This is a genomic window from Bacillus sp. LNXM12-1 (assembly GCF_003004375.1).
In the GTDB taxonomy this organism is placed as follows: Bacteria; Bacillota; Bacilli; order Bacillales; family Bacillaceae; genus Bacillus.
The window spans coordinates 33,130-55,619 of sequence record NZ_PVWX01000007.1; the positions used below are offsets into that span (position 1 = coordinate 33,130).

Below are 22,490 nucleotides of genomic sequence, written 5' to 3' on the forward strand. Positions count from 1 at the left end.
AACAATGCAAGTATGAGATATGGGGGATGTATAAATGAATCAATATTATAATCAACCTCAAGGCACGAAGCTGTCATCAGAAGCGGAGCACAATGTCACAATGCGAAACAGAAAGCATTTAGATATTACCGGTGTCAAACAGGTGGAAAGCTTTGATAATGAAGAATTTCTGCTTGAGACGGTCATGGGGATTCTCGCTATCCGTGGAGAAAATCTGCAAATGAAAAACCTAGACGTCGAAAAAGGCGTTGTATCGATCAAAGGGCGTGTCTTTGACTTAATTTATGTAGATGAGCAGCACGGGGAGAAAGCTAAAGGATTTTTTAGCAAGCTGTTTAAATGACGCTGACAGTCCAGTTTTATACGATGCTTTCGATGGTAGCGATGGGCATCTGGCTGGGCGCATCGCTTGATACGTACAAGCTGTTTGTGAATCGGGAAAAGACAGCAAAATGGCTTTTGGTTATACACGATCTCCTTTTTTGGCTGGTACAGGGCCTCTTATTCTTTTATGTCCTGCTGCTGACAAATGAAGGAGAATTCAGGCTTTATATCTTTCTAGCCGTTGCACTAGGTTTTTCGATGTATCAGGCATTGATGAAACAGCTGTATATGAACATTCTCAAGTTTATGATGATGTGTGTGTATCAGACCGCTCTCGTCCTTAAACGGCTGGTCATGTCCATCGTCTTCCAGCCAATCCGCTGGCTGCTGACATTGATTATAAGTGCTATTATGTTCTTGCTCCACTTGCTCTTACGTCTTGTTCATTTTACGTTTCGGCTCGTGTGGAAGGTGCTGTCCATTGTTTGTTATCCGCTCATCTGGTTACTTAATGTGACCATTATTCATCGGATTCCCGAAAAATGGCGAACATCAATGAGATTGTTTTTCTCTAAAGGAGCAGGAATTTTACAAGGGACCAAGAAATTATCTGGTACCATCAAAACGAAATGGAAACAATTCTGGACAAAGTAAGAGAGGAGGCCTTCAACCTTGAACAAGAGAAAAAGAAATATCGCACAAATTCAAAATGATTACCAAAAACAAATGGAACAGCAAGCACAGCGCTTAAAACGCAAACGCCGTGGACTCCTTAGAAGGCTTACCGTGTTTGGTGTGATTGTGCTCATGTTTGCTGTCTTGGTGACAAGTGCCCTCTGGTCGCAATCGTCCTCATTAAAGGAAAAAGAAGAGAAGAAGGTTGCGCTTGAAAAAGAATTGAAGCAATTACAAACAAAGCAGGAAGATATTTCTGATGAAATTAAAAAGCTGAAAAGCAAAGAATACGTACTCGAACTGGCACGACGAGACTATTATATGTCCAAAAAAGGCGAAAAAATCTTTGATGTGGGCAATAAGAGCGATTAGCCTTGTTGACACTTAAAATTCAGTTTATGTATAATTGAACAAATGAGATTTTTTTATAAGTCTAAGGAGGAGCACTTTTTTTATGTCGATTGAAGTTGGCAGCAAGTTACAAGGGAAAGTTACGGGCATTACAAATTTTGGAGCTTTTGTGGAGTTGCCAGGCGGTTCAACTGGTCTCGTTCATATCAGTGAGGTAGCCGATAACTATGTAAAAGATATTAATGAGCATTTAAAAGTCGGTGAACAAGTTGAAGTGAAAGTGATTAACGTTGAAAAAGACGGTAAAATCGGCTTGTCCATTAAAAAAGCAAAAGATCGTCCTCAACAACAACAATCAAGACCGAGCAGAAATGATTTCCGTCCGAAGGAATCGTTTGAGCAAAAAATGAACAAATTCTTAAAAGATAGTGAAGACCGCTTAACATCTTTAAAACGTAACACGGAATCAAAACGTGGGGGACGCGGAGCAAGAAGAGGTTAACTTGTTGCTGCTTTCTATATATCTTTCACAACAAAGCACCTGCTGTCCGCAGGTGCTTTTTTTCTTGATCCATACGACATTTTTTGAGATTTCTTCATTTAATTTAGAACTTCCTATTGACGGACAAGCGATTCCTTTGTATTATAGATCTTGTGCTTCTTAGCGCATTTTTATTATGGCGGTGTAGCTCAGCTGGCTAGAGCGTACGGTTCATACCCGTGAGGTCGGGGGTTCGATCCCCTCCGCCGCTATCCTTTTTAGTAGAACATAAAAGCAAGGCCCGTTGGTCAAGCGGTTAAGACACCGCCCTTTCACGGCGGTAACACGGGTTCGAATCCCGTACGGGTCATCTTCAAAACAGCTTTCTTTAGGAAGGCTGTTTTTTTGTGTCTTCGTAAAATTCTGATGAAAGACATCGACTTTCATGAAAGTATGCCTCTTTGACGAATAAAGCGTCGAACGTTTTATGGAAACGACAACTTCTTTTGACAAAATTTCTTTTTCACCTTCGCTATAATGACAAGCAACGAATATCAGGTGGGGGATGAAAAGATGGAAAAACTAGAAAGAAGAACTGATTTAACAGGAGCGGGGTTTGAAAGAATCAGTGCAGGGTTAAAAAAGATGAAAAACCTGTTTCTTCATCACACGCATTCTCTTTTTTTCTATAAAGGGTTTATTTATGTTGTACTTGGTTTTTTATTAGGACGAGCCTTTATTTTATCTGAAATTATGCCGTTTGCTCTGCCTTTCTTCGGCTCCATGCTGCTTATCAAAAGAGATAAGGCCATGCTTGCTTGTCTCGCTTTACTCGCTGGAGCCATGACGATATCACCTCAAAACGCATTGTTTGTGTTTGCGTCGTTGATCGTGTTTCTCCTTATGTCCAAGGTGGTTTCTTTCATCATCAAAGACCCAGTGAAAACATTGCCGGTTGTCATTGTGCTGTCAATGCTGATCACCCGAGGAGCATTTGTTTACCTAGAGCAAGGTGCTATGCAAAGCTACGATTACGTCATGGCGGGTGTTGAAGCAGGACTTGCCTTCATTTTGACACTGATTTTCCTTCAAAGCCTGCCGATTTTTACAGTCAGGAAAATCAAACACTCCTTAAAGGTTGAAGAAATTATTTGCTTTATGATTTTAATTGCCTCAGTTTTAACAGGTCTGGCTGGTATCACATTTCAAGGGATGCAGGCAGAGCATATTTTGTCACGTTATGTAGTGCTGAGCTTTGCCTTTATTGGAGGAGCAAGTATTGGTTGTACGGTGGGTGTCGTGACAGGATTAATTCTCGGTCTCGCTAACATCGGAAACCTTTATCAGATGAGTCTTCTTGCCTTTTCAGGCTTATTAGGGGGATTGCTGAAAGAGGGGAAGAAAGCAGGCGCAGCCATTGGCTTAATTGTGGGTTCCTTACTTATTTCCCTATACGGAGAAGGATCAGCAGGTCTTGTGACCACGCTGTATGAATCACTTATTGCAGTTGCGCTCTTCTTACTCACGCCACAATCAGTGACCTCTAAGGTAGCGAAATATATTCCTGGTACGGTAGAGCATGTACAAGAACAGCAGCAATACGCCCGGAAAGTACGGGATGTGACAGCAAAAAAGGTAGACCAATTTTCTAATGTATTTCATGCGCTGTCTGAGAGTTTTGCGACATTTTACGAATCCATTCCTGAAGAAAAGAAGCAGGAAGAGGATGTAGATCTTTTTTTAAGTACGATCACAGAACGATCCTGTCAAACGTGCTATAAGAAAAATAAATGCTGGGTGCAGAACTTTGATACAACCTATGAACTGATGAAACAAGTTATGCATGAATCTGATGAAAAAACCTACGAGCATAACCGGAAATTGAAGAAGAAATTTAGCCAGCACTGCTCAAAATCAAAACATGTCGAGGAATTGATTGAAGAGGAGATCGCTTACTATAAAGCCAACCAGACTCTGAAGAAAAAGGTCCAAGACAGCAGACGACTTGTAGCCGAACAGCTGATGGGGGTCTCACAAGTGATGGAGGATTTTTCCCGGGAAATAAAACGAGAAAGAGAACAGCATTTTATTCAAGAAGAGCAGATGATAGAAGCACTTCAGCACTTTGGGATTGAAATTCAGCAAGTAGAAATTTATAGCTTGGAGCAGGGGAATGTCGATATTGAAATGAGAATCCCATATTGCCAAGGACATGGTGAATGTGAAAAAATCATCGCTCCCATGCTCTCAGATATTTTAGAAGAACAGATTTTAGTCAAAGCAGAGCAGTGTGCAGAGCACCCAACAGGCTATTGCCACGTTGTATTCGGCTCTGCAAAATCATATCGAGTGGCTACAGGCGTAGCGCATGCAGCGAAAGGCGGAGGGTTAGTGTCTGGGGATAGCTACAGCATGATGGAGCTGGGTGCGGGCAAATATGCCGCAGCTATTAGTGATGGAATGGGCAATGGAGCAAGGGCTCATTTTGAAAGCAATGAAACGATTAAGCTGTTAGAAAAAATATTGGCGTCAGGTATCAATGAAAAAGTGGCAATCAAAACCATTAATAGTATTTTATCTTTACGAACGACGGATGAAATCTATTCTACATTAGATTTATCAATTATTGATTTACAGGATGCGAGCTGTAAGTTCCTCAAGATTGGTTCAACACCCAGCTTTATTAAACGGGGTGATCAGGTGATGAAGGTACAAGCGAGCAACTTACCAATTGGGATTATTGATGAATTTGAAGTGGAGGTAGTGAGTGAACAGATGAAGGCAGGAGATCTGCTGATTATGATGAGTGATGGCATTTTCGAAGGACCAAAGCATATTGAAAATCATGATCTGTGGGTGAAGCGCAAAATGAAAAGCTTTAAAACAGAAGATCCGCAAGAGATTGCTGATTTATTAATGGAAGAGGTCATTCGAACAAGAGCGGGTCAAATTGACGACGATATGACGGTTGTTGTCATCAGGCTTGATCACAACACACCAAAATGGGCATCCATTCCGACTGGTACATTCTATCTTGAGAAACAAGAGATTTCTTAAAATATCGTATAATATGAATTTCTTCTGGCGATGATGGGGATATAAAGCATTCAGTTACGATCCCAGGAGGAATGAAGATGCGAAAAGGTCACGTAAACCAAATCTTATTGATTACAGATGGCTGCTCAAATCACGGGGAAGATCCACTTGCGATTGCCTCATTGGCAAGGGAACAAGGGATTACAGTCAATGTCATTGGCATTATGGAGGAAAACAGACACGATCATGAAGCGATGAAAGAAGTCGAGGGGATTGCCCTCGCAGGCGGAGGCATCCATCAGGTTGTCTACGTCCAGCAGTTATCTCAAACGGTACAAATGGTCACAAAAAAAGCGATGACACAAACCTTACAAGGTGTTGTGAATAAAGAATTGCAGCAAATACTTGGCAAAGACACTGAAATTGAAGAGCTTCCGCCTGATAAGCGTGGGGAAGTGATGGAAGTAGTCGATGAGTTAGGAGAGACGGTTCATCTTCAAGTACTTGTGCTTGTTGATACAAGTGCAAGTATGAAACCGAAGCTGCCGACCGTTAAAGAAGCACTCATCGATCTTTCTATTAGCTTAAATTCAAGGATTGGTGAAAATCAGTTTGGGATGTGTATATTTCCCGGGAAAAACTCAGATGCTGAAATTGTGTTGAATTGGACGCCTCGATTCGATTCGTTATCATCTATTTTCCCGAAACTGACCACGGGAGGAATTACTCCAACTGGACCAGCGCTTCGAGAAGCACTCCAGCATTTCAAATCAGTTCGTTCGCGTAAAGGGCTGCTTGAAGCAAAGGAAGAGCATGATAATGAATTCGGCTTCTAACATTCCGTTAGGCACGGTGATTCAAGGGAAATGGCATCACCATCATTACCGCATTGTAAAAGAGCTGGGAAAAGGGGCGAACGGTATTGTCTATCTAGCCGAATCGCCAAATGGTCAAGTAGCCCTTAAAGTGAGTGATGACAGTATGCTCATTGCATCTGAAGTCAATGTATTAAAATCCTTTTCTAAGGCTCCTGTGAAAACCATGGGGCCTTCTTTTTATGATATGGATGATGCGATTTATCCCGGTATGCTTCAAAAGCGTTCCTTTTATGTGATGGAGTATGTCAGAGGCCCGTTACTGCTTGAATTTGTAAAACAAAAAGGTGATGAGTGGATCGTCGTTTTAATGGTTCAGCTTTTATCTAACCTGGCTCATTTACATCAGGAAGGCTGGATTTTTGGTGACTTGAAGCCAGATAATCTCATCGTGTCAGGTCCCCCAGCCGCGATCCGGTGCATTGATGTAGGGGGAACGACAAAAGCAGGCAGGGCAATCAAGGAGTATACAGAGTTTTTTGATCGAGGCTATTGGGGATTCGGCACAAGAAAGGCAGAGCCATCCTATGATCTGTTTGCCTTAAGTATGGTGATGGTGAATTGTGCGTATAAGAAAGAATTCAAAAAAGGAGCAGAACCGGAAAAGCAGCTTTACAGAGCGATTGAAGGACATCCTTTATTAAAGCGTTATGAAAGGGTGTTAAAGGCTGCTCTACAAGGTAAATATCAATCAGCGGCGGCTATGAAGAGTGCGATGCTGAAAGAAGGACAGCTGATCGCTTCAAGAAAAGCGAGTCAAAAGAAGCAGCAGCAAAAAAACGGGCAAAAGCCCGCTGTTCAACAAAATCAACAGGTGACTTCACGGTCGAGAGTTGCAGCAGCAAAAAGAACACCAGTACGCAAAAAATCAGGCGGGCTTTTTGAAACTGTTCTGATCGTGTGCAGTGTACTTGCTCTTTACTGTGCATATGTAGTTTTGTTCCTGCTATAGACCTGTAAAAAAGCAGGCTTCATCTTTGCTTGGAGCTACTGAAAGTGATAGGATATGTATATCTTTAAATTACCTGCTCTTTGTGAGGAGGAAGTTGTGAATAGAATTGAATCATTTTTGAAAAAACATGATGTTTACCTTGAAAATACGACAGTCATTGTCGGGGTTTCTGGCGGACCAGATTCCATGCTCTTACTGCACGAACTAAACAAGCGTCGAAAAGGTTCCTATCAGCTGATTGCAGCCCATGTAGATCACATGTTCAGAGGAGAAGAATCCTTTGCTGATTTGGCATTTGTTGAGGCTTACTGCAAGGAGCAAGAGATTCCTTTTGAATCGGCCCGCATACAGGTCACCCAATATGCAAAAGAAAACCACTTAAACAAACAGGCAGCTGCAAGGGAGTGCAGATATGCTTTCTTTCGTCAATTGATGGAGCAATACAACGCTCAATTTATAGCGCTTGCACATCATGGAGACGACCAAGTAGAAACAATGATGATGAGGCTTGCGAGAGGGACTGTTGGAATAGGACTCGCCGGTATCCAAGCAAAACGTCCTTTTCAAGATGGATGGCTGATTCGGCCGCTCATTGGATATTCCAAGGACGACGTGCTGACCGCTTGTGAAAAAGAACATATTCCCTATGTCATTGATCAAAGCAATCACACTGATGACTACTTGAGAAACCGGATAAGAAGACACATTCTTCCCGTGTTAAAAGAAGAGGCACCTCATGTACATGAAAGCTTTCAGTTTGTAAGTGACATGCTGACTGAGGATGAGCAATACTTGCAGGCATTAACAAAGGAACAAATGAACCAAGTGATAACGAATCAATCGCCTAAGCAAATTAAGATCAAAACGAAGCCTTTGCTTGACCTGCCTTTGCCTTTACAAAGAAGAGGCATTCAACTAATATTAAACTATCTTTATGAAAACACTCAATCAGCGTTTTCAAACCAGCATATTCTAGGGACTTTGGACTGGTTATCTCATACCGAACAACCGTCTGGATCATTAGATTTGCCAAAAGGTTTACAAGCTGTCAAGTCTTATGATTACTGTATGTTTACCTTTGAACGATCGCTTGTACTAGACCAGTCTTATGCTCTTCACTTAAAGGGTGAGCTTGGAGAGGAGCTTTTCCTTCCGAATGGGCAGTCTATCGTGGTATCAAATCATGTTCCGAAGGATGCACGGAACGGAAACCATTTTTTCTTGCTTCAAAAAGATCATGTTCGTCTCCCTTTGATCATTCGCTCACGAAAAAATGGTGATCGAATCAAACTTAAAGGGATGAATGGATCAAAAAAGGTGAAGGATATATTTATTGATAAAAAAGTGCCTCTTGCAGAAAGAGACAGCTGGCCGATCGTCACTGACTCGGATCATCAAATCATCTGGATCCCAGGTCTGAAAAAATCCGTTTTTGAAGAAATTGATATGACAAACAGCGATCTCATTGTATTACAATATAGACAGCATGAAAATTTGTAGGGGGCAAGCAAAAGCATGAAACAAGATATTGAAAAGGTTTTGATCTCAGAAGAAGAGATCCAGCAAAAAGTGAAGGAACTGGGTGCAACATTAACCAGCGATTATGATGGTAAATTTCCCCTGGCTATTGGTGTTTTGAAAGGGGCTCTTCCATTCATGGCAGACCTGATCAAACACATTGATACATATTTAGAACTTGATTTTATGGATGTATCTAGCTACGGAAAATCTACCGTATCTTCAGGAGAAGTAAAGATCATTAAGGATCTTGATACTTCTGTTGAAGGAAGAGATATTTTAATTATGGAAGATATCATCGACAGTGGGTTAACTTTGAGCTATCTGGTAGAGCTTTTCCGATACCGTAAAGCAAATTCCATAAAAATTGTGACATTGCTTGATAAACCAAGCGGTCGTAAAGCAGACATCAAAGCAGATTATGTTGGATTTGAAGTGCCAGATGCATTTGTTGTCGGCTATGGATTGGATTTCGCTGAACGTTACCGAAACCTCCCGTATATTGGAGTGTTAAAACCATCTGTTTACGAAGGCTAATCAGCATACGTATACATGAGGTTATTGGTTGTATTGGAATGATTTTCTATGATACTATTGAACATAGTTGTGCTTACTGTGGGAGGAGGTAAGGAATGAATCGGGTTTTTCGTAATACGATTTTTTATATACTTATTTTATTACTTGTGATAGGGGTAGTCAGTTGGTTAGGATCCCCTAATCAAAAGCCTGAGAACATGTCTTACAGCAAATTTTCGCAAAATTTAAGTGCGGGAAAAGTGGAGAGTATCTCCATTCAGCCTGTAAGAGGGGTTTATGAAATTCGTGGTCAATTAGATGGCGCGAAGAAAGATCAATACTTCATTACCCATGTTCCAGATGGTCAAGGTGTTGACCAGATTTACAGTGCACTGAAGAATACAGATGTAAAAGTAGAACCAGCACCTGAAACAAATGGATGGCTGCAAGTTCTGACCACCATCATTCCGTTTATCATCATCTTTATCCTGTTCTTCTTCTTATTGAACCAAGCTCAGGGCGGTGGAAGCCGTGTTATGAACTTTGGTAAGAGTAAGGCGAAGCTTTACACAGAAGAGAAGAAACGTGTGAAATTTAAAGATGTTGCCGGTGCAGATGAAGAAAAGCAAGAGCTTGTAGAAGTGGTTGAATTCCTAAAGGACCCACGTAAATTTGCGGAGCTTGGCGCAAGAATACCTAAAGGGGTTTTACTAGTAGGACCTCCAGGTACAGGTAAAACATTGCTTGCGAGAGCATCTGCAGGAGAAGCAGGCGTTCCTTTCTTCAGCATCAGTGGTTCTGACTTCGTCGAGATGTTCGTCGGTGTCGGTGCATCACGTGTACGTGATTTATTCGAAAATGCGAAAAAGAATGCACCTTGCTTAATCTTTATTGATGAGATTGATGCAGTGGGTCGTCAGCGTGGAGCCGGTCTTGGCGGTGGTCATGACGAGCGTGAACAAACGCTTAACCAGCTTCTTGTTGAAATGGATGGTTTTAGTGCGAACGAAGGTATTATTATCATTGCTGCGACGAACCGTGCAGATATCCTAGATCCTGCATTGCTGCGTCCGGGACGTTTTGACCGTCAAATTACGGTTGACCGACCAGATGTCATTGGCCGTGAAGAAGTACTGAAGGTTCATGCGAAAAACAAACCGCTTGATGATACAGTGAACTTGAAAGCCATTGCAAGCAGAACACCTGGGTTCTCTGGAGCAGATCTTGAGAACTTACTAAACGAAGCAGCACTTGTTGCTGCCCGTCATAACAAAAAGAAAATCGATATGCGTGATATCGACGAAGCGACTGACCGTGTCATCGCTGGACCGGCGAAGAAAAGCCGCGTCATTTCGAAGAAAGAACGTAATATCGTGGCTTACCATGAAGCAGGTCATACTGTGATTGGACTTATCCTAGACGAAGCGGACATGGTGCATAAAGTAACGATCGTTCCTCGTGGTCAGGCAGGCGGATATGCGGTCATGCTTCCAAGAGAAGACCGTTATTTCCAAACGAAGCCAGAGCTTCTTGATAAAATTGTCGGCTTGCTCGGCGGTCGTGTTGCAGAGGAAATTACGTTTGGTGAAGTAAGCACAGGCGCTCACAACGACTTCCAGCGTGCAACAGGCATTGCAAGAAAAATGGTTACTGAGTTCGGTATGTCTGATAAGCTTGGTCCACTTCAGTTCGGTCAAGCACAAGGTGGTCAAGTGTTCCTAGGCCGTGATTTTAACAACGAGCCGAATTATAGTGAAGCCATTGCTTACGAGATTGACCAAGAAATTCAGCGTTTCATCAAGGACAGCTACGAACGTGCGAAACAAATTCTCACTGAGAACAAAGATAAGCTAGAAATCATCGCACAGGCCCTTTTAGAAGTTGAAACATTAGATGCTGAGCAAATTAAATCTCTTTACGAAACTGGAAAGCTTCCAGAGCGTGTATACGCAGATGACGAAGAGAAAAACGATGATGTGAAAGTGAACATCAAGAAAAAAGAAGATGAGGAGATCTAATCTCCTTCTGTGAAAGCTGCCGGGATCACCGGCAGCTTTTTTTATTTCGATTCCTAAATGGATCGGTTTCGAATTGTTTACAAATGGAACTCAATTCGTGTATGGTATGATAGAAAGTCGAAAAATGCTCTTTTTGAGAAACTATTCAAAGTGGTGATGAAGTTGTTACTCGTGATAGATGTAGGAAACACAAATACCGTTTTAGGTGTTTATCATAACGGCGATCTAAACTACCATTGGCGAATTGAAACAAGCCGTCATAAAACAGAAGACGAATTTGGTATGGCCATCAGGTCTTTATTTGATTATGTGGGGCTGATGTTTGATCAAATAGAAGGAATTATCATCTCGTCTGTTGTCCCGCCAATGATGTTTGCACTAGAAAGAATGTGCGAGAAGTACTTTCACTTAACACCCCAAATTGTAGGGCCTGGAATGAAGACTGGATTAAACATTATGTGTGACAATCCAAAGGAAGTCGGGGCTGATCGAATTGTGAATGCAGTAGCGGCGATTCACCTATATGGGGCACCTCTCATTGTGGTAGACTTTGGCACAGCGACAACCTACTGCTATATCAATGAACAAAAACAATACATGGGTGGGGCAATTGCACCTGGTATTACCATCTCAACAGAGGCTTTATATACAAGAGCGGCGAAGCTGCCGAGAATTGAAATTGTCCGTCCAGATCACATTGTTGGAAAAAACACCATTAGTGCGATGCAATCCGGCATCCTTTATGGATATGTTGGGCAAGTCGAGGGAATAGTGAAACGGATGAAGCAGCAAGCGAAACAAACACCGAAAGTCATTGCAACAGGCGGTTTGTCAACATTGATTGGAAATGAATCAGACTGCATTGATATTGTCGATCCGTTCTTAACATTAAAAGGACTTCAACTTATTTATGAACGTAATCGTGTCGGTGTACTATAGGAGGTTTAAAATCGAATGGATCACTTAGTTAAAGCGTTAGCATATGACGGAAAAGTCCGAGCATATGCTGCAAACACAACAGATACAATCAACGAAGCACAAAGAAGGCACCATACATGGCCAACAGCATCAGCAGCGATTGGCAGAACAATGACAGCTACAGTCATGATGGGTGCTATGCTGAAAGGCGAAAATAAGCTAACGGTCAAAATTGAAGGCGGTGGACCAATCGGTGCCATCATTGCTGATGGAAACGCAAAAGGTCAGGTGCGCGGATATGTCTCAAACCCACAAGTCCACTTTGACTTAAATGAACATGGCAAGCTGGATGTCAGACGTGCAGTTGGGACATCTGGAACGTTGAGTGTTGTCAAAGATATCGGACTGAAAGATCACTTTACAGGACAAACGGAGATCGTCTCAGGTGAAATTGGAGATGACTTCACTTATTATCTTGTCTCTTCTGAGCAAGTGCCTTCCTCTGTAGGCGTAGGGGTTCTGGTCAATCCAGATAACTCGATCCTTGCAGCAGGCGGTTTCATCATTCAATTGCTGCCTGGAACAGAAGATGCTGTCATCGAAAGACTAGAAAAGCGGCTCTCAACCATTGAACCTATTTCTAAACTCATTGAAAAAGGGATGACACCAGAAGAAATTTTAGAAGAAGTACTCGGAGAAAAACCTCAAATTTTAGAAACTGTACCTGTCGAATTCTCTTGTAACTGCTCAAAAGAACGTTTTGCTAATGGCATTATCAGCCTAGGGAAAGCCGAAATTGACGACATGATTGAACAAGACGGACAAGCAGAAGCTCAATGCCATTTTTGTAACGAAACGTATGTATTTACAAAAGAAGAGCTAGAAGAGCTACGTGAAGAAATAACCCGCTAAGCTCTAAGCAGCGGGTTTTCTTTTTAGAATGGAAAGGAGACGAAAAATGAGACTAAAAGCAAGAGTGGTATGGACATTTATCCTCGTGTTGCTTATGATCAATGCCGTTGTCATTGCATATGTATTAACAAAGTCGCAAATGTCACAGGCTTCTTCAAATGGGAAGAGCGGTGAAGAAATTGCGTCGATTGGAAAAGAGAAGGTGACGCGTCAAGAATGGTTAAAGAAGATGGAAGACCGCTATGGCAAGGCAACACTTGAGCAAATGATTAATCAGAAGGTGGTCAATCAGCTTGCGAAAGAAAACAAGCTTGAGGTGTCTTCAAAAGAGATCAATCGTGAATTGCTCATGCTTAAAGCGGTATCTAATAATTTCTACGAAGATGGACATACGAGTGAAAAGGAATGGAAAGAACAGATTCGTTATCAAATTTTATTAGAGCAGCTTTTAACGAGAGATGCTGTCGTTTCTGAAAAAGAAGCGAAATCCTTTTATGAAAAAAACAAGGACTTATATCAATATGATGATTCATACCGTATTCGTCATATCGTCGTGAAGACAAAAGGCGAAGCTGAAAATGTATTGAAGGATCTGAAAGGCGGATCTAGCTTCGAAGCGGTGGCAGCTGAACGCTCCATTGACCGCTACACCTCTCCATATGGCGGAGATCTTGGGTTTGTGACAGAAGAACAAGAAAGTATACCAGCCCTATACATACAGGAAGCTCAAAAGCTTCAGCCAGACGAATGGACAAAAGAACCGATCGAGACCAAGAACGGGTATGCCATTATTCAACTAAAAGAAAAATTAGATGGCCGCTCCTTCTCTTATGAAGAAGTCAAAGATCAGATCAAAAGGCAGATTGCCATGGAAGACCTAGGTGAAAAGGCGAATGTCAAAACCCTGTGGAAAGAAGCAAAAGTCACATGGTTTTACGATGGCGAGCAGGACTAAAAGCATTGACAAAATTTTTTGAAATTGATAATTTAATATTAATACAATAAAATTACTCGGAGATAGAGGTGTTAGTGATGGCTCGTATTGCAAATTCAGTTTTTGAACTAATAGGAAATACACCAGTCGTTAAATTAAACCGTTTAGTAGATGAAGACAGTGCGGATGTCTACTTGAAACTTGAATATATGAACCCGGGCAGCAGTGTAAAAGATCGTATTGCGTTAGCGATGATCGAAGATGCTGAAGCGAAAGGTACTTTAAAAGCCGGCGACACGCTCATCGAACCAACAAGCGGAAACACAGGGATCGGTCTTGCGATGGTAGCGGCAGCTAAAGGAATTAACGCAATTCTAGTGATGCCAGACACAATGAGTCAGGAGCGCCGCAACCTTTTACGCGCTTATGGTGCAGAGCTTGTATTAACACCAGGTGCAGAAGGAATGAAAGGTGCCATTAAAAAGGCAGAAGAATTGGCAGAAGAGCATGGTTACTTCATGCCTCAGCAATTTAGCAACGAAGCCAATGCGGAGATTCACCGTCGTACTACAGGAAAAGAAATTCTTGAACAGTTTGACGGCGAGCTTGATGCATTTATTGCAGGTGTTGGTACGGGCGGCACGATTACGGGTGCTGGTGAAGTCCTAAAAGAAGCCATCCCATCGATTCAGCTTTATGCGGTAGAGCCGACAGATTCTCCTGTATTATCAGGCGGAAAGCCAGGTCCGCATAAAATCCAAGGGATAGGAGCAGGTTTTATCCCTTCAATCTTGAACACGGAAGTATATGACGGTATTATCCAAGTGAAAAACGAAGATGCATTTGAGCTTGCAAGAAAAGCAGCGAAAGAGGAAGGGATCCTTGGCGGTATTTCTTCTGGAGCAGCTATTTACGCAGCACTTCAAACAGCGAAGAAGCTTGGTAAAGGGAAAAAGGTTCTGGCTATCATCCCAAGTAATGGGGAGCGTTATCTCAGTACACCTCTTTATCAATTCGATTAAACCAATTACCCCAGCATTTGCTGGGGTTTTTTTATGAAATCTGTAGATGGAAAGCAAATACTATTTTCTAAATAAATTGGATTGCATTACAATAAGATTAATGAAAATGAAAAAGGATGATAACATGACACAACGCAGGCCGATGGGCATCCAAATTCCTTTTACGAAAGATGCTTTCCTGAAAAGATACGAACAATTAACTGCTGGCGAAACACACCATGTTCTTCTTGAAAGTGCTCGCGGCGGTTCATACAGCATTGCTGGCATTGACCCGGTTGCTAAAGCGAAGGGGAAAGACGGGATGACAACCATCCATTATCAAGATGAGGTGCTGTTCAAAGAAGGCGATCCATTCAGAGCGTTTACGGATTGGTTCCAAACCCTTCAAACCGAAATGAATGAGGAATATCCTGATTTTCAAGGCGGGGCGATTGGATTTTTAAGCTATGATTATGCAAGATATATCGAGCATTTTAAAATGCTGTCCATTGATGACCTGAAAACACCTGATCTTTATTTTCTCGTATTTAATGATGTTGCGGTCTTTGATCATGAAGAAAACGTGCTGTGGCTGATCACTCACACAGAAGGAACGGAACCTGTGAGTGACACTCATCAAAGACTCGAAGATTTGAAGCGAAAGTGGACAAGCTCTTCAGAAGAATCAGCGCAATCTCCTGTTCATGAATCTTCTGCAGAATTTGTACCAGCAGCACCGTTTACCGAAGAAACCTTTGGAGAAGCAGTAGAGAAAATTAAACAATATATCGCAAGCGGTGATGTGTTCCAAGTGAATTTATCCATCAGACAAGATGAACAGCTCCACACACATCCGTATGATTTATACAAAACGTTACGTCAAGTCAATCCATCTCCGTATATGTCTTATCTGCACACGCCTGATTTCCAGATTGTTTGTGGATCTCCAGAGCTGCTTATTAAGAAAAAGGGGAATCAATTAGAAACAAGACCGATTGCGGGTACAAGATCAAGAGGCAAAGACGACGCTGAGGATCAAGCGCTGGCAAAAGAGCTCATTGAAAATGAAAAAGAACGCGCAGAGCATGTGATGCTCGTGGATCTTGAGCGGAATGACCTTGGACGCGTGTCTACTTATGGCTCAGTAAAAGTGAACGAATTTATGGCGATTGAGAAATATTCACACGTGATGCACATTGTATCCAACGTACAAGGGGAACTGCGTGATGATTGTGATGCAGTAGATGTCATGAGAGCTGTATTCCCAGGCGGAACAATTACAGGTGCTCCAAAGGTGAGAACAATGGAAATCATAGAAGAGCTTGAGCCGACAAGGCGTGGGCTTTATACTGGATCTATAGGCTGGTTTGGATTCAATCAAGATATGCACTTTAACATCGTCATTCGTACGGCGTACTGTACTGAAGGCAAAGCCTTTATGCAGTCGGGTGCTGGGATCGTCATCGATTCTGTACCAAAGCACGAATACAAAGAATCGATTAAAAAAGCCTATGCAGTGAAAAAAGCATTACAGTTGAGCAAAGAAGAGACTATTTTGAGTTAGAGGTGAGCAGAGCATGATATTAATGATTGATAATTATGATTCATTTACGTACAACTTGGTCCAGTATTTAGGTGAGCTTGGAGAAGAATTGATCGTGAAACGGAATGATCAAGTAACCATTCAAGAAATCGAAGAACTCAAGCCGGATTTTCTCATGATTTCCCCGGGGCCATGCAGTCCAGATGAAGCGGGAATTAGTATGGAGGCGATCAAGCACTTTGCGGGAAGTATTCCGATCTTCGGTGTGTGTCTAGGTCATCAATCCATCGCGCAAGTTTTTGGCGGGGATGTCATTCGTGCAGAACGCTTAATGCATGGTAAAACGTCAGAGATTGCTCATGACGGAAAAGGTGTCTTCACTGGACTCCAAAATCCGCTTGTCGCAACGAGATATCATTCATTAATTGTCAAAAACGAGACGCTGCCGGAGTGTTTTGACGCAACAGCCAGCACAAAGGAAGGTGAGCTCATGGCCATTCGCCATAAAGAGCTGCCGATTGAAAGTGTACAGTTTCATCCTGAATCGATTATGACGTCCTTCGGAAAAGAAATGCTTAAAAATTTCATTGAAACCTATCGTAAAAAGGGGCATGAAGTAAACGCATGATCATTTATCTGAACGGTCAGTATATAGAGGAGAAAGACGCGACTCTTTCTCCTTTTGATCATGGTTTTCTATATGGCATCGGTGTATTCGAAACATTTACCAGCCTGGCAGGACAAGTCTTTCTGTTAGATTGGCACCTTGAAAGGCTCAATCAATCATTGCGTGACCTTTGCATCGAATCCACAATAGAGAAACCATTTGTACTCGACATTATTCATACCTTACTAAATAAAAACGAAATAGCCGGTGGACACGCGAGAATTCGCTTCAATGTTTCTGCGGGCAGGGGCAATGGATTTTCTGCAGATCCTTATGAAGAGCCTGTCGTGTTTGTCATGATCTCTCCATTCCGGCCCGAATCTGTTTTAGATGAGAAACAGGGAGTCATTCTTCAAACGAGGAGAAATACGCCGGAAGGTCCGAGGCGCCTTAAGTCTCACCATTATATGAACAACCTGCTGGCTAAAAGAGAAGTGGGAAATGATCCGAAATTAGAAGGTATCTTTTTAACAAAAGAAAATGATGTGGCAGAAGGAATTACTTCCAATGTATTTTGGCGAAAAGGCGATGTGATTTATACACCGTCACTTGATACAGGCATTTTAAATGGAGTCACTCGTCGATATTGTATCGAAACACTCCAAGCGATGGAGGCTTCACTAAAAGTAGGGCGATATACAGTCTCCCATTTGCTATCAGCTGATGAGGCATGGATGACCAATTCTGTTCAAGGGATTGTGCCTTTCAGAAGTATAGGGGAAATCTCCTTTCCTCAAAACAGCCGGATCTTCTCAACAAAATTGAGAACACAATATACAAAAGAACGTCTAGATTATAAAGAGTAGGTGGACACAATGACACAACAAGTGATAAAACAGCCTAAAATCATACAAGCCAAGCACCACACCCTTAGTTATGAAGAAAAGACATTGGTCATGGGCATTTTAAATGTCACACCTGACTCTTTTTCAGATGGAGGAAAGTTTAATCAAGTGGATAAAGCGCTGGCTCATGCAGCCCAGCTGATAGAGGACGGGGCACATATCATTGATATAGGCGGAGAATCGACTCGCCCAGGAGCGGCATTTGTCTCAGAACAAGAGGAGCTTTCAAGAGTCATTCCCGTCATTGAAAAGATCACAAAACAATTGGATGTACCGATTTCCATTGATACGTATAAAGCCCATGTTGCAGATGAAGCGGTGAAAGCTGGAGCTTCCATCATTAATGATGTATGGGGAGCGAAGGCAGATCCTCAAATGGCGCATGTGGCAGCGAAGCACAATGTGCCGATTATTTTAATGCACAATCGGCCAGAGCGAAACTACACACATCTGATTTCAGATATGATCGCAGATTTGAAAGAAAGTGTTCAAATTGCAAAACAAGCGGGTGTCCGTGATGACATGATCATATTAGACCCAGGTGTAGGATTTGCGAAAAATAAAGAGGACAATCTCATGGTCATGAATGAGCTCGAACATTTTTGTCACCTTGGGTATCCACTGCTCTTAGCTACATCTCGAAAGCGATTCATCGGAGCTGTCTTAGACCTGCCGCCGGAAGAACGTACTGAAGGAACGGGAGCCACGGTCTGCCTTGGGATTCAAAAAGGCAGTGCGATGGTTCGTGTACATGATGTAAAAGAAATCGCAAGAATGGCAAAAATGATGGATGCCATGTTGAATAAGGGAGGCGCTTATCATCGATAAAGTATATGTAAATGGAATGGAATTTTACGGCTATCATGGCGTATTTGCAGAAGAAAATAAATTAGGACAGCGGTTCCGTGTGGATTTAACAGCTTCACTTGATTTAAGTAAAGCCGGACAAACTGATGACCTCAATGAGACCATTAATTATGCAGAGCTCTACCAAATCTGCAAAAGCATTGTAGAAGGTGAATCAGTCAACCTCGTTGAAACACTGACAGAAAGAATTGCGAACCAAGTGTTAAAGGACTTTCCGACAGTTCAGGAATGTACAGTAAAGGTAATCAAACCAGATCCGCCAATTCCAGGACACTATCAGTCCGTTGCAATTGAAATGACGAGATCACGCACATGAACAATACCGCATACATCGCTTTAGGTTCGAACATAGGTAAAAAGGAAACCTATTTAAAAGAAGCTGTCAAAAAACTGCACGAACATCCAGAGGTTCAAGTAGAATTGATCTCCTCTATATATGAAACAACACCTGTAGGTTACGAAAACCAAGATGACTTTTTAAATATGGCTGTGAAAATTTCCACTTCGCTTCGTCCAAATGAACTACTGGTGCTTACTCAGAAAATCGAGCAAGAGTTAGGCAGAACAAGAGAAGTGAGATGGGGACCGCGAACGGCTGACCTTGACATTTTACTTTATAATCGTGAAAATATTGAAACAGAACAGCTTGTAGTACCACATCCTAGAATGTACGAACGTTTATTCGTTCTTGTTCCGATGAGTGAGATTTGCCCAGGAATCGGCGAAGTACAAATAAATGCCGTAACAGACCAAGAAGGTGTAAGCATATGGAAAAAGACATGTGGGGTAGAAGAATTCGTGCATACCGAAAGCTAAAAGGGTATACTCAGGAAGGGTTCGCGAAAAGACTAGGCATCTCTGTCTCTGTCTTAGGAGAAATTGAGCGAGGCAATCGATTACCAACAAACCAATTGGTTGGTCAAATAGCAGATGCTTTAAATATAACGGTGGAAGAACTTTCGCCAATTCTTGAAGAAGGAAGGAGGGGAAATGATGTTTAAAATCGGAGATATCGACATTAATAACAAAGTGGTGCTCGCGCCTATGGCTGGTGTGTGCAACTCTGCCTTCAGACTGACAGTTAAAGAGTTTGGAGCGGGTTTAGTCTGCGCTGAAATGGTCAGTGACAAAGCGATCCTGATCAACAATGCAAGAACAATGGGTATGCTATACATTGATGAACGTGAAAAGCCTTTGAGCCTTCAGATATTTGGAGGTGAAAAAGACACACTCGTCGAAGCGGCAAAGTTTGTAGACCAGAACACAACAGCAGACATTATTGATATCAACATGGGCTGTCCTGTACCGAAGATTACGAAATGTGATGCAGGAGCGAAATGGCTGCTTGATCCAAACAAGATTTATGAAATGGTCTCTGCTGTTGTAGATGCTGTAGATAAACCTGTTACGGTGAAAATGAGAATGGGCTGGGACGAAGATCATATCTTCGCTATCGACAATGCCCGTGCTGTTGAACGAGCAGGTGGACAAGCGGTTGCGCTTCACGGACGTACACGTGTGCAGATGTACGAAGGAACAGCGAATTGGGATATTATAAAAGAGGTCAAACAATCTGTTTCCATCCCTGTCATCGGCAATGGAGATGTCAAAACCCCTCAAGATGCAAAACGTATGCTTGATGAAACAGGTGTAGATGCTGTCATGATCGGAAGAGCCGCACTAGGAAACCCGTGGATGATCTATCGAACGGTTCATTATTTAGAAACGGGTGAACTAAAAGAAGAGCCAAATGTACGTGAGAAGATGTCAGTGTGCAAACTTCACTTAGACAGACTCATTGACCTAAAAGGCGAACACGTGGCTGTCAGAGAAATGAGAAAGCACGCAGCATGGTACTTAAAAGGTGTCCGAGGCAATGCGGACGTAAGAAATCAAATCAATCAAAGTGAAACGAGAGCGGAGCTAGTACAAGTTCTTGATGACTTTACGATCGAAGCCGAGGCAAAAGAGCTTCAAAGTATAAAAGTAGGATAAGACTATCTTTCTTTTTGTAGCTCACTGCTAGTGCATGTACTGGCAGTTTTTCTGCTTTTCTCTGCAAAATACATTATTGGAGTGATATAAATGAGTAATGAAGGGCTTAATAACGAAGAATTAAATGACCAATTCCAGGTCAGACGTGACAAAATGAATAAAATGAGAGAAGAGGGTATCGATCCATTCGGCGAACGATATGACCGCTCTCATCAATCCGCACAAATTATCGCTGAATATGATGAGTTTTCTAAAGAAGACTTAGAAGAAAAGTCTACCCAAGTGACAATCGCTGGACGTATGATGACAAAGCGAGGAAAAGGGAAAGCTGGCTTTGCGCATATACAAGACTTAGAAGGACAAATTCAAATATACGTTCGTAAAGATAGTGTAGGAGAAGAAGCTTACGAGTTATTCAAAAGCTCAGACCTAGGCGATATCATCGGTGTAACAGGAATGGTATTTAAAACGAACGTTGGAGAACTTTCAATTAAAGCGACTAGCTTTGAGGTTCTCACAAAAGCACTTCGCCCGCTTCCTGATAAATATCATGGACTCAAAGATGTTGAACAACGTTATCGTCAGCGCTACCTTGACCTGATTGTAAATCCAGAAAGTAAGCAGACGTTCATCATGCGAAGCAAGATTATTCAATCCATGAGAAGATACTTAGATTCTAAAGGGTACCTAGAAGTTGAAACACCAACAATGCACAGCATCCCTGGTGGTGCATCAGCACGTCCTTTCATTACTCATCACAATGCACTGGATATGCCGCTTTATATGCGTATTGCGATTGAACTGCACTTAAAACGCCTGATTGTCGGTGGCCTAGAGAAAGTATACGAGATTGGCCGTGTATTCCGTAACGAAGGTGTATCAACTCGTCATAACCCAGAATTCACTATGATCGAGCTGTACGAAGCTTACGCAGATTACAAAGACATCATGAACCTAACTGAAAACCTGATTGCTCATATTGCCGAAGAGGTACTAGGAACAACCACTATTCAATATGGAGAAGATGAAATTGATCTCAAGCCTGAATGGAAGAGACTCCATATGGTTGAAGCGGTCAAAGAAGCAACTGGTGTGGACTTTTGGCAGGAGATGTCTGTAGAAGAAGCGAAGCAGCATGCCGCTGATCACGGAATTGAAATCACGAAAAACATGACAGTAGGTCATATCATCAATGAGTTCTTCGAGCAAAAAGTTGAAGAAACATTGGTTCAGCCTACATTTATTTACGGACACCCAGTGGAGATTTCTCCATTAGCTAAGAAAAATCCTGAAGACCCTCGCTTTACTGATCGCTTTGAACTATTTATCGTACGCCGCGAGCATGCTAATGCATTCACAGAGCTAAACGATCCAATCGATCAAAGAGAACGATTCGAAGCTCAATTAAAAGAACGTGAAGAAGGGAATGACGAAGCGCATCTAATGGATGACGATTTTGTTGAAGCATTAGAATATGGTATGCCTCCAACAGGCGGACTAGGAATCGGTATCGACCGGTTAATCATGCTATTAACAAATTCTCCATCAATCAGAGATGTACTGCTTTTCCCACAAATGAGAAACCGTTAATACATCAATCAAAGCGCCATTTTAACTATGGCGCTTTTTATTTTTCATAAAATGAAACTTTTTTTAAAAAAACTATTGCAAGGAAAGAATCAAGATGGTATATTATTATTCGTTGCCGCAAAACAGCAACGAGGTTAAAAAAGAAATTGAAAAAATTCTTGACTTTAACCGATACGAAATGTTAAGATATTAAAGTCGCTTACGAGCGATAATGAAAATGATCTTTGAAAACTAAACAAGACAAAACGTACCTGTTAATTCGAGTTTTTATAAAAAAATCCTATGAAACATCATAGGTAGTCAGTCAAACGCTGACGAAAAACAAAACTTCGGTTTTGTACTTTTTCGGAGAGTTTGATCCTGGCTCAGGACGAACGCTGGCGGCGTGCCTAATACATGCAAGTCGAGCGGACAGAAGGGAGCTTGCTCCCGGATGTTAGCGGCGGACGGGTGAGTAACACGTGGGTAACCT

22 protein-coding genes, 2 tRNA genes, 1 rRNA gene and 1 pseudogene are annotated in these 22,490 nt (G+C 42.0%); all 26 read left to right on the plus strand.

Annotated features, from left to right (window positions below):
* Positions 1–34: 34 nt before the first annotated feature.
* Entirely contained in the window at positions 35–343 is a 309-nt protein-coding gene (gene yabP / locus C6Y07_RS18510; RefSeq protein ID WP_034665732.1) for a sporulation protein YabP, read from the plus strand.
* Positions 340–978 carry a spore cortex biosynthesis protein YabQ gene (gene yabQ / locus C6Y07_RS18515; protein WP_060595359.1) on the plus strand — a complete coding sequence of 213 codons (639 nt, stop codon included), beginning with the start codon at positions 340–342 and terminating at the stop codon, positions 976–978. The genes yabP and yabQ overlap by 4 nt, the downstream gene beginning before the upstream one ends.
* 18 nt (positions 979–996) lie before the next feature.
* A complete protein-coding gene (locus C6Y07_RS18520; protein ID WP_003217952.1) occupies positions 997–1,371 on the plus strand; it encodes an FtsB family cell division protein in 375 nt (124 codons plus the stop codon).
* 82 nt (positions 1,372–1,453) lie between these two features.
* Complete coding sequence (locus tag C6Y07_RS18525) at positions 1,454–1,852, plus strand: S1 domain-containing RNA-binding protein (RefSeq protein WP_003217901.1); 399 nt, start codon at positions 1,454–1,456, stop codon at positions 1,850–1,852.
* Between the two features lie 177 nt (positions 1,853–2,029).
* Positions 2,030–2,103 (plus strand) — tRNA-Met (locus C6Y07_RS18530).
* Between the two features lie 26 nt (positions 2,104–2,129).
* Positions 2,130–2,201, plus strand: a tRNA-Glu gene (locus tag C6Y07_RS18535).
* Positions 2,202–2,404: 203 nt separating this feature from the next.
* Positions 2,405–4,888, plus strand: a complete 2,484-nt coding sequence (gene spoIIE, locus C6Y07_RS18540) for a stage II sporulation protein E (RefSeq protein ID WP_066031449.1) — start codon at positions 2,405–2,407, stop codon at positions 4,886–4,888.
* A 77-nt stretch (positions 4,889–4,965) separates the two neighbouring features.
* The gene (locus C6Y07_RS18545) at positions 4,966–5,703 is read left to right on the plus strand and encodes a vWA domain-containing protein (RefSeq protein WP_066031448.1); all 738 of its coding nucleotides are present in this window, start codon (positions 4,966–4,968) and stop codon (positions 5,701–5,703) included.
* A complete protein-coding gene (locus C6Y07_RS18550) occupies positions 5,687–6,694 on the plus strand; it encodes a protein kinase domain-containing protein (protein WP_034665743.1) in 1,008 nt (335 codons plus the stop codon). The genes C6Y07_RS18545 and C6Y07_RS18550 overlap by 17 nt, the downstream gene beginning before the upstream one ends.
* Positions 6,695–6,790: 96 nt before the next feature.
* A pseudogene (gene tilS, locus C6Y07_RS18555) lies at positions 6,791–8,213 on the plus strand (tRNA lysidine(34) synthetase TilS).
* Positions 8,210–8,749, plus strand: coding sequence for a hypoxanthine phosphoribosyltransferase (gene hpt, locus C6Y07_RS18560; RefSeq protein ID WP_003217950.1), 540 nt, complete (start codon positions 8,210–8,212; stop codon positions 8,747–8,749). Before tilS ends, hpt begins: the two are co-directional and overlap by 4 nt.
* A 95-nt stretch (positions 8,750–8,844) precedes the next feature.
* Entirely contained in the window at positions 8,845–10,746 is a 1,902-nt protein-coding gene (gene ftsH / locus C6Y07_RS18565) for an ATP-dependent zinc metalloprotease FtsH (protein ID WP_060595363.1), read from the plus strand.
* Between the two features lie 162 nt (positions 10,747–10,908).
* Positions 10,909–11,685 carry a type III pantothenate kinase gene (locus tag C6Y07_RS18570; protein ID WP_060595364.1) on the plus strand — a complete coding sequence of 259 codons (777 nt, stop codon included), beginning with the start codon at positions 10,909–10,911 and terminating at the stop codon, positions 11,683–11,685.
* 15 nt (positions 11,686–11,700) lie between these two features.
* Positions 11,701–12,576 carry an Hsp33 family molecular chaperone HslO gene (gene hslO, locus C6Y07_RS18575; protein WP_060595365.1) on the plus strand — a complete coding sequence of 292 codons (876 nt, stop codon included), beginning with the start codon at positions 11,701–11,703 and terminating at the stop codon, positions 12,574–12,576.
* A gap of 46 nt (positions 12,577–12,622) precedes the next feature.
* Entirely contained in the window at positions 12,623–13,531 is a 909-nt protein-coding gene (locus C6Y07_RS18580; protein WP_034665753.1) for a peptidyl-prolyl cis-trans isomerase, read from the plus strand.
* 77 nt (positions 13,532–13,608) lie between these two features.
* The gene (gene cysK, locus C6Y07_RS18585) at positions 13,609–14,532 is read left to right on the plus strand and encodes a cysteine synthase A (protein WP_012008673.1); all 924 of its coding nucleotides are present in this window, start codon (positions 13,609–13,611) and stop codon (positions 14,530–14,532) included.
* 124 nt (positions 14,533–14,656) lie between these two features.
* A complete protein-coding gene (pabB, locus tag C6Y07_RS18590) occupies positions 14,657–16,075 on the plus strand; it encodes an aminodeoxychorismate synthase, component I (protein WP_066031446.1) in 1,419 nt (472 codons plus the stop codon).
* Between the two features lie 13 nt (positions 16,076–16,088).
* On the plus strand, positions 16,089–16,682 hold the full coding sequence (gene pabA / locus C6Y07_RS18595; protein ID WP_060595368.1) for an aminodeoxychorismate/anthranilate synthase component II: 594 nt from the start codon (positions 16,089–16,091) through the stop codon (positions 16,680–16,682).
* Complete coding sequence (pabC, locus tag C6Y07_RS18600; RefSeq protein ID WP_066031445.1) at positions 16,679–17,527, plus strand: aminodeoxychorismate lyase; 849 nt, start codon at positions 16,679–16,681, stop codon at positions 17,525–17,527. Before pabA ends, pabC begins: the two co-directional genes overlap by 4 nt.
* A gap of 9 nt (positions 17,528–17,536) precedes the next feature.
* Positions 17,537–18,394 carry a dihydropteroate synthase gene (gene folP / locus C6Y07_RS18605; protein WP_060595370.1) on the plus strand — a complete coding sequence of 286 codons (858 nt, stop codon included), beginning with the start codon at positions 17,537–17,539 and terminating at the stop codon, positions 18,392–18,394.
* A complete protein-coding gene (gene folB, locus C6Y07_RS18610) occupies positions 18,387–18,749 on the plus strand; it encodes a dihydroneopterin aldolase (protein ID WP_034665765.1) in 363 nt (120 codons plus the stop codon). Before folP ends, folB begins: the two co-directional genes overlap by 8 nt.
* Positions 18,746–19,249 carry a 2-amino-4-hydroxy-6-hydroxymethyldihydropteridine diphosphokinase gene (folK, locus tag C6Y07_RS18615; RefSeq protein ID WP_066031444.1) on the plus strand — a complete coding sequence of 168 codons (504 nt, stop codon included), beginning with the start codon at positions 18,746–18,748 and terminating at the stop codon, positions 19,247–19,249. Before folB ends, folK begins: the two co-directional genes overlap by 4 nt.
* Positions 19,201–19,434: a helix-turn-helix domain-containing protein gene (locus tag C6Y07_RS18620; RefSeq protein WP_034665770.1), complete on the plus strand. Its 234-nt coding sequence runs from the start codon at positions 19,201–19,203 to the stop codon at positions 19,432–19,434. The genes folK and C6Y07_RS18620 overlap by 49 nt, the downstream gene beginning before the upstream one ends.
* Positions 19,427–20,428: a tRNA dihydrouridine synthase DusB gene (gene dusB, locus C6Y07_RS18625; protein WP_066031443.1), complete on the plus strand. Its 1,002-nt coding sequence runs from the start codon at positions 19,427–19,429 to the stop codon at positions 20,426–20,428. The genes C6Y07_RS18620 and dusB overlap by 8 nt, the downstream gene beginning before the upstream one ends.
* A gap of 90 nt (positions 20,429–20,518) precedes the next feature.
* On the plus strand, positions 20,519–22,018 hold the full coding sequence (gene lysS, locus C6Y07_RS18630; RefSeq protein WP_106071960.1) for a lysine--tRNA ligase: 1,500 nt from the start codon (positions 20,519–20,521) through the stop codon (positions 22,016–22,018).
* Positions 22,019–22,360: 342 nt separating this feature from the next.
* Positions 22,361–22,490, plus strand: a 16S ribosomal RNA gene (locus C6Y07_RS18635); the annotation flags it as partial.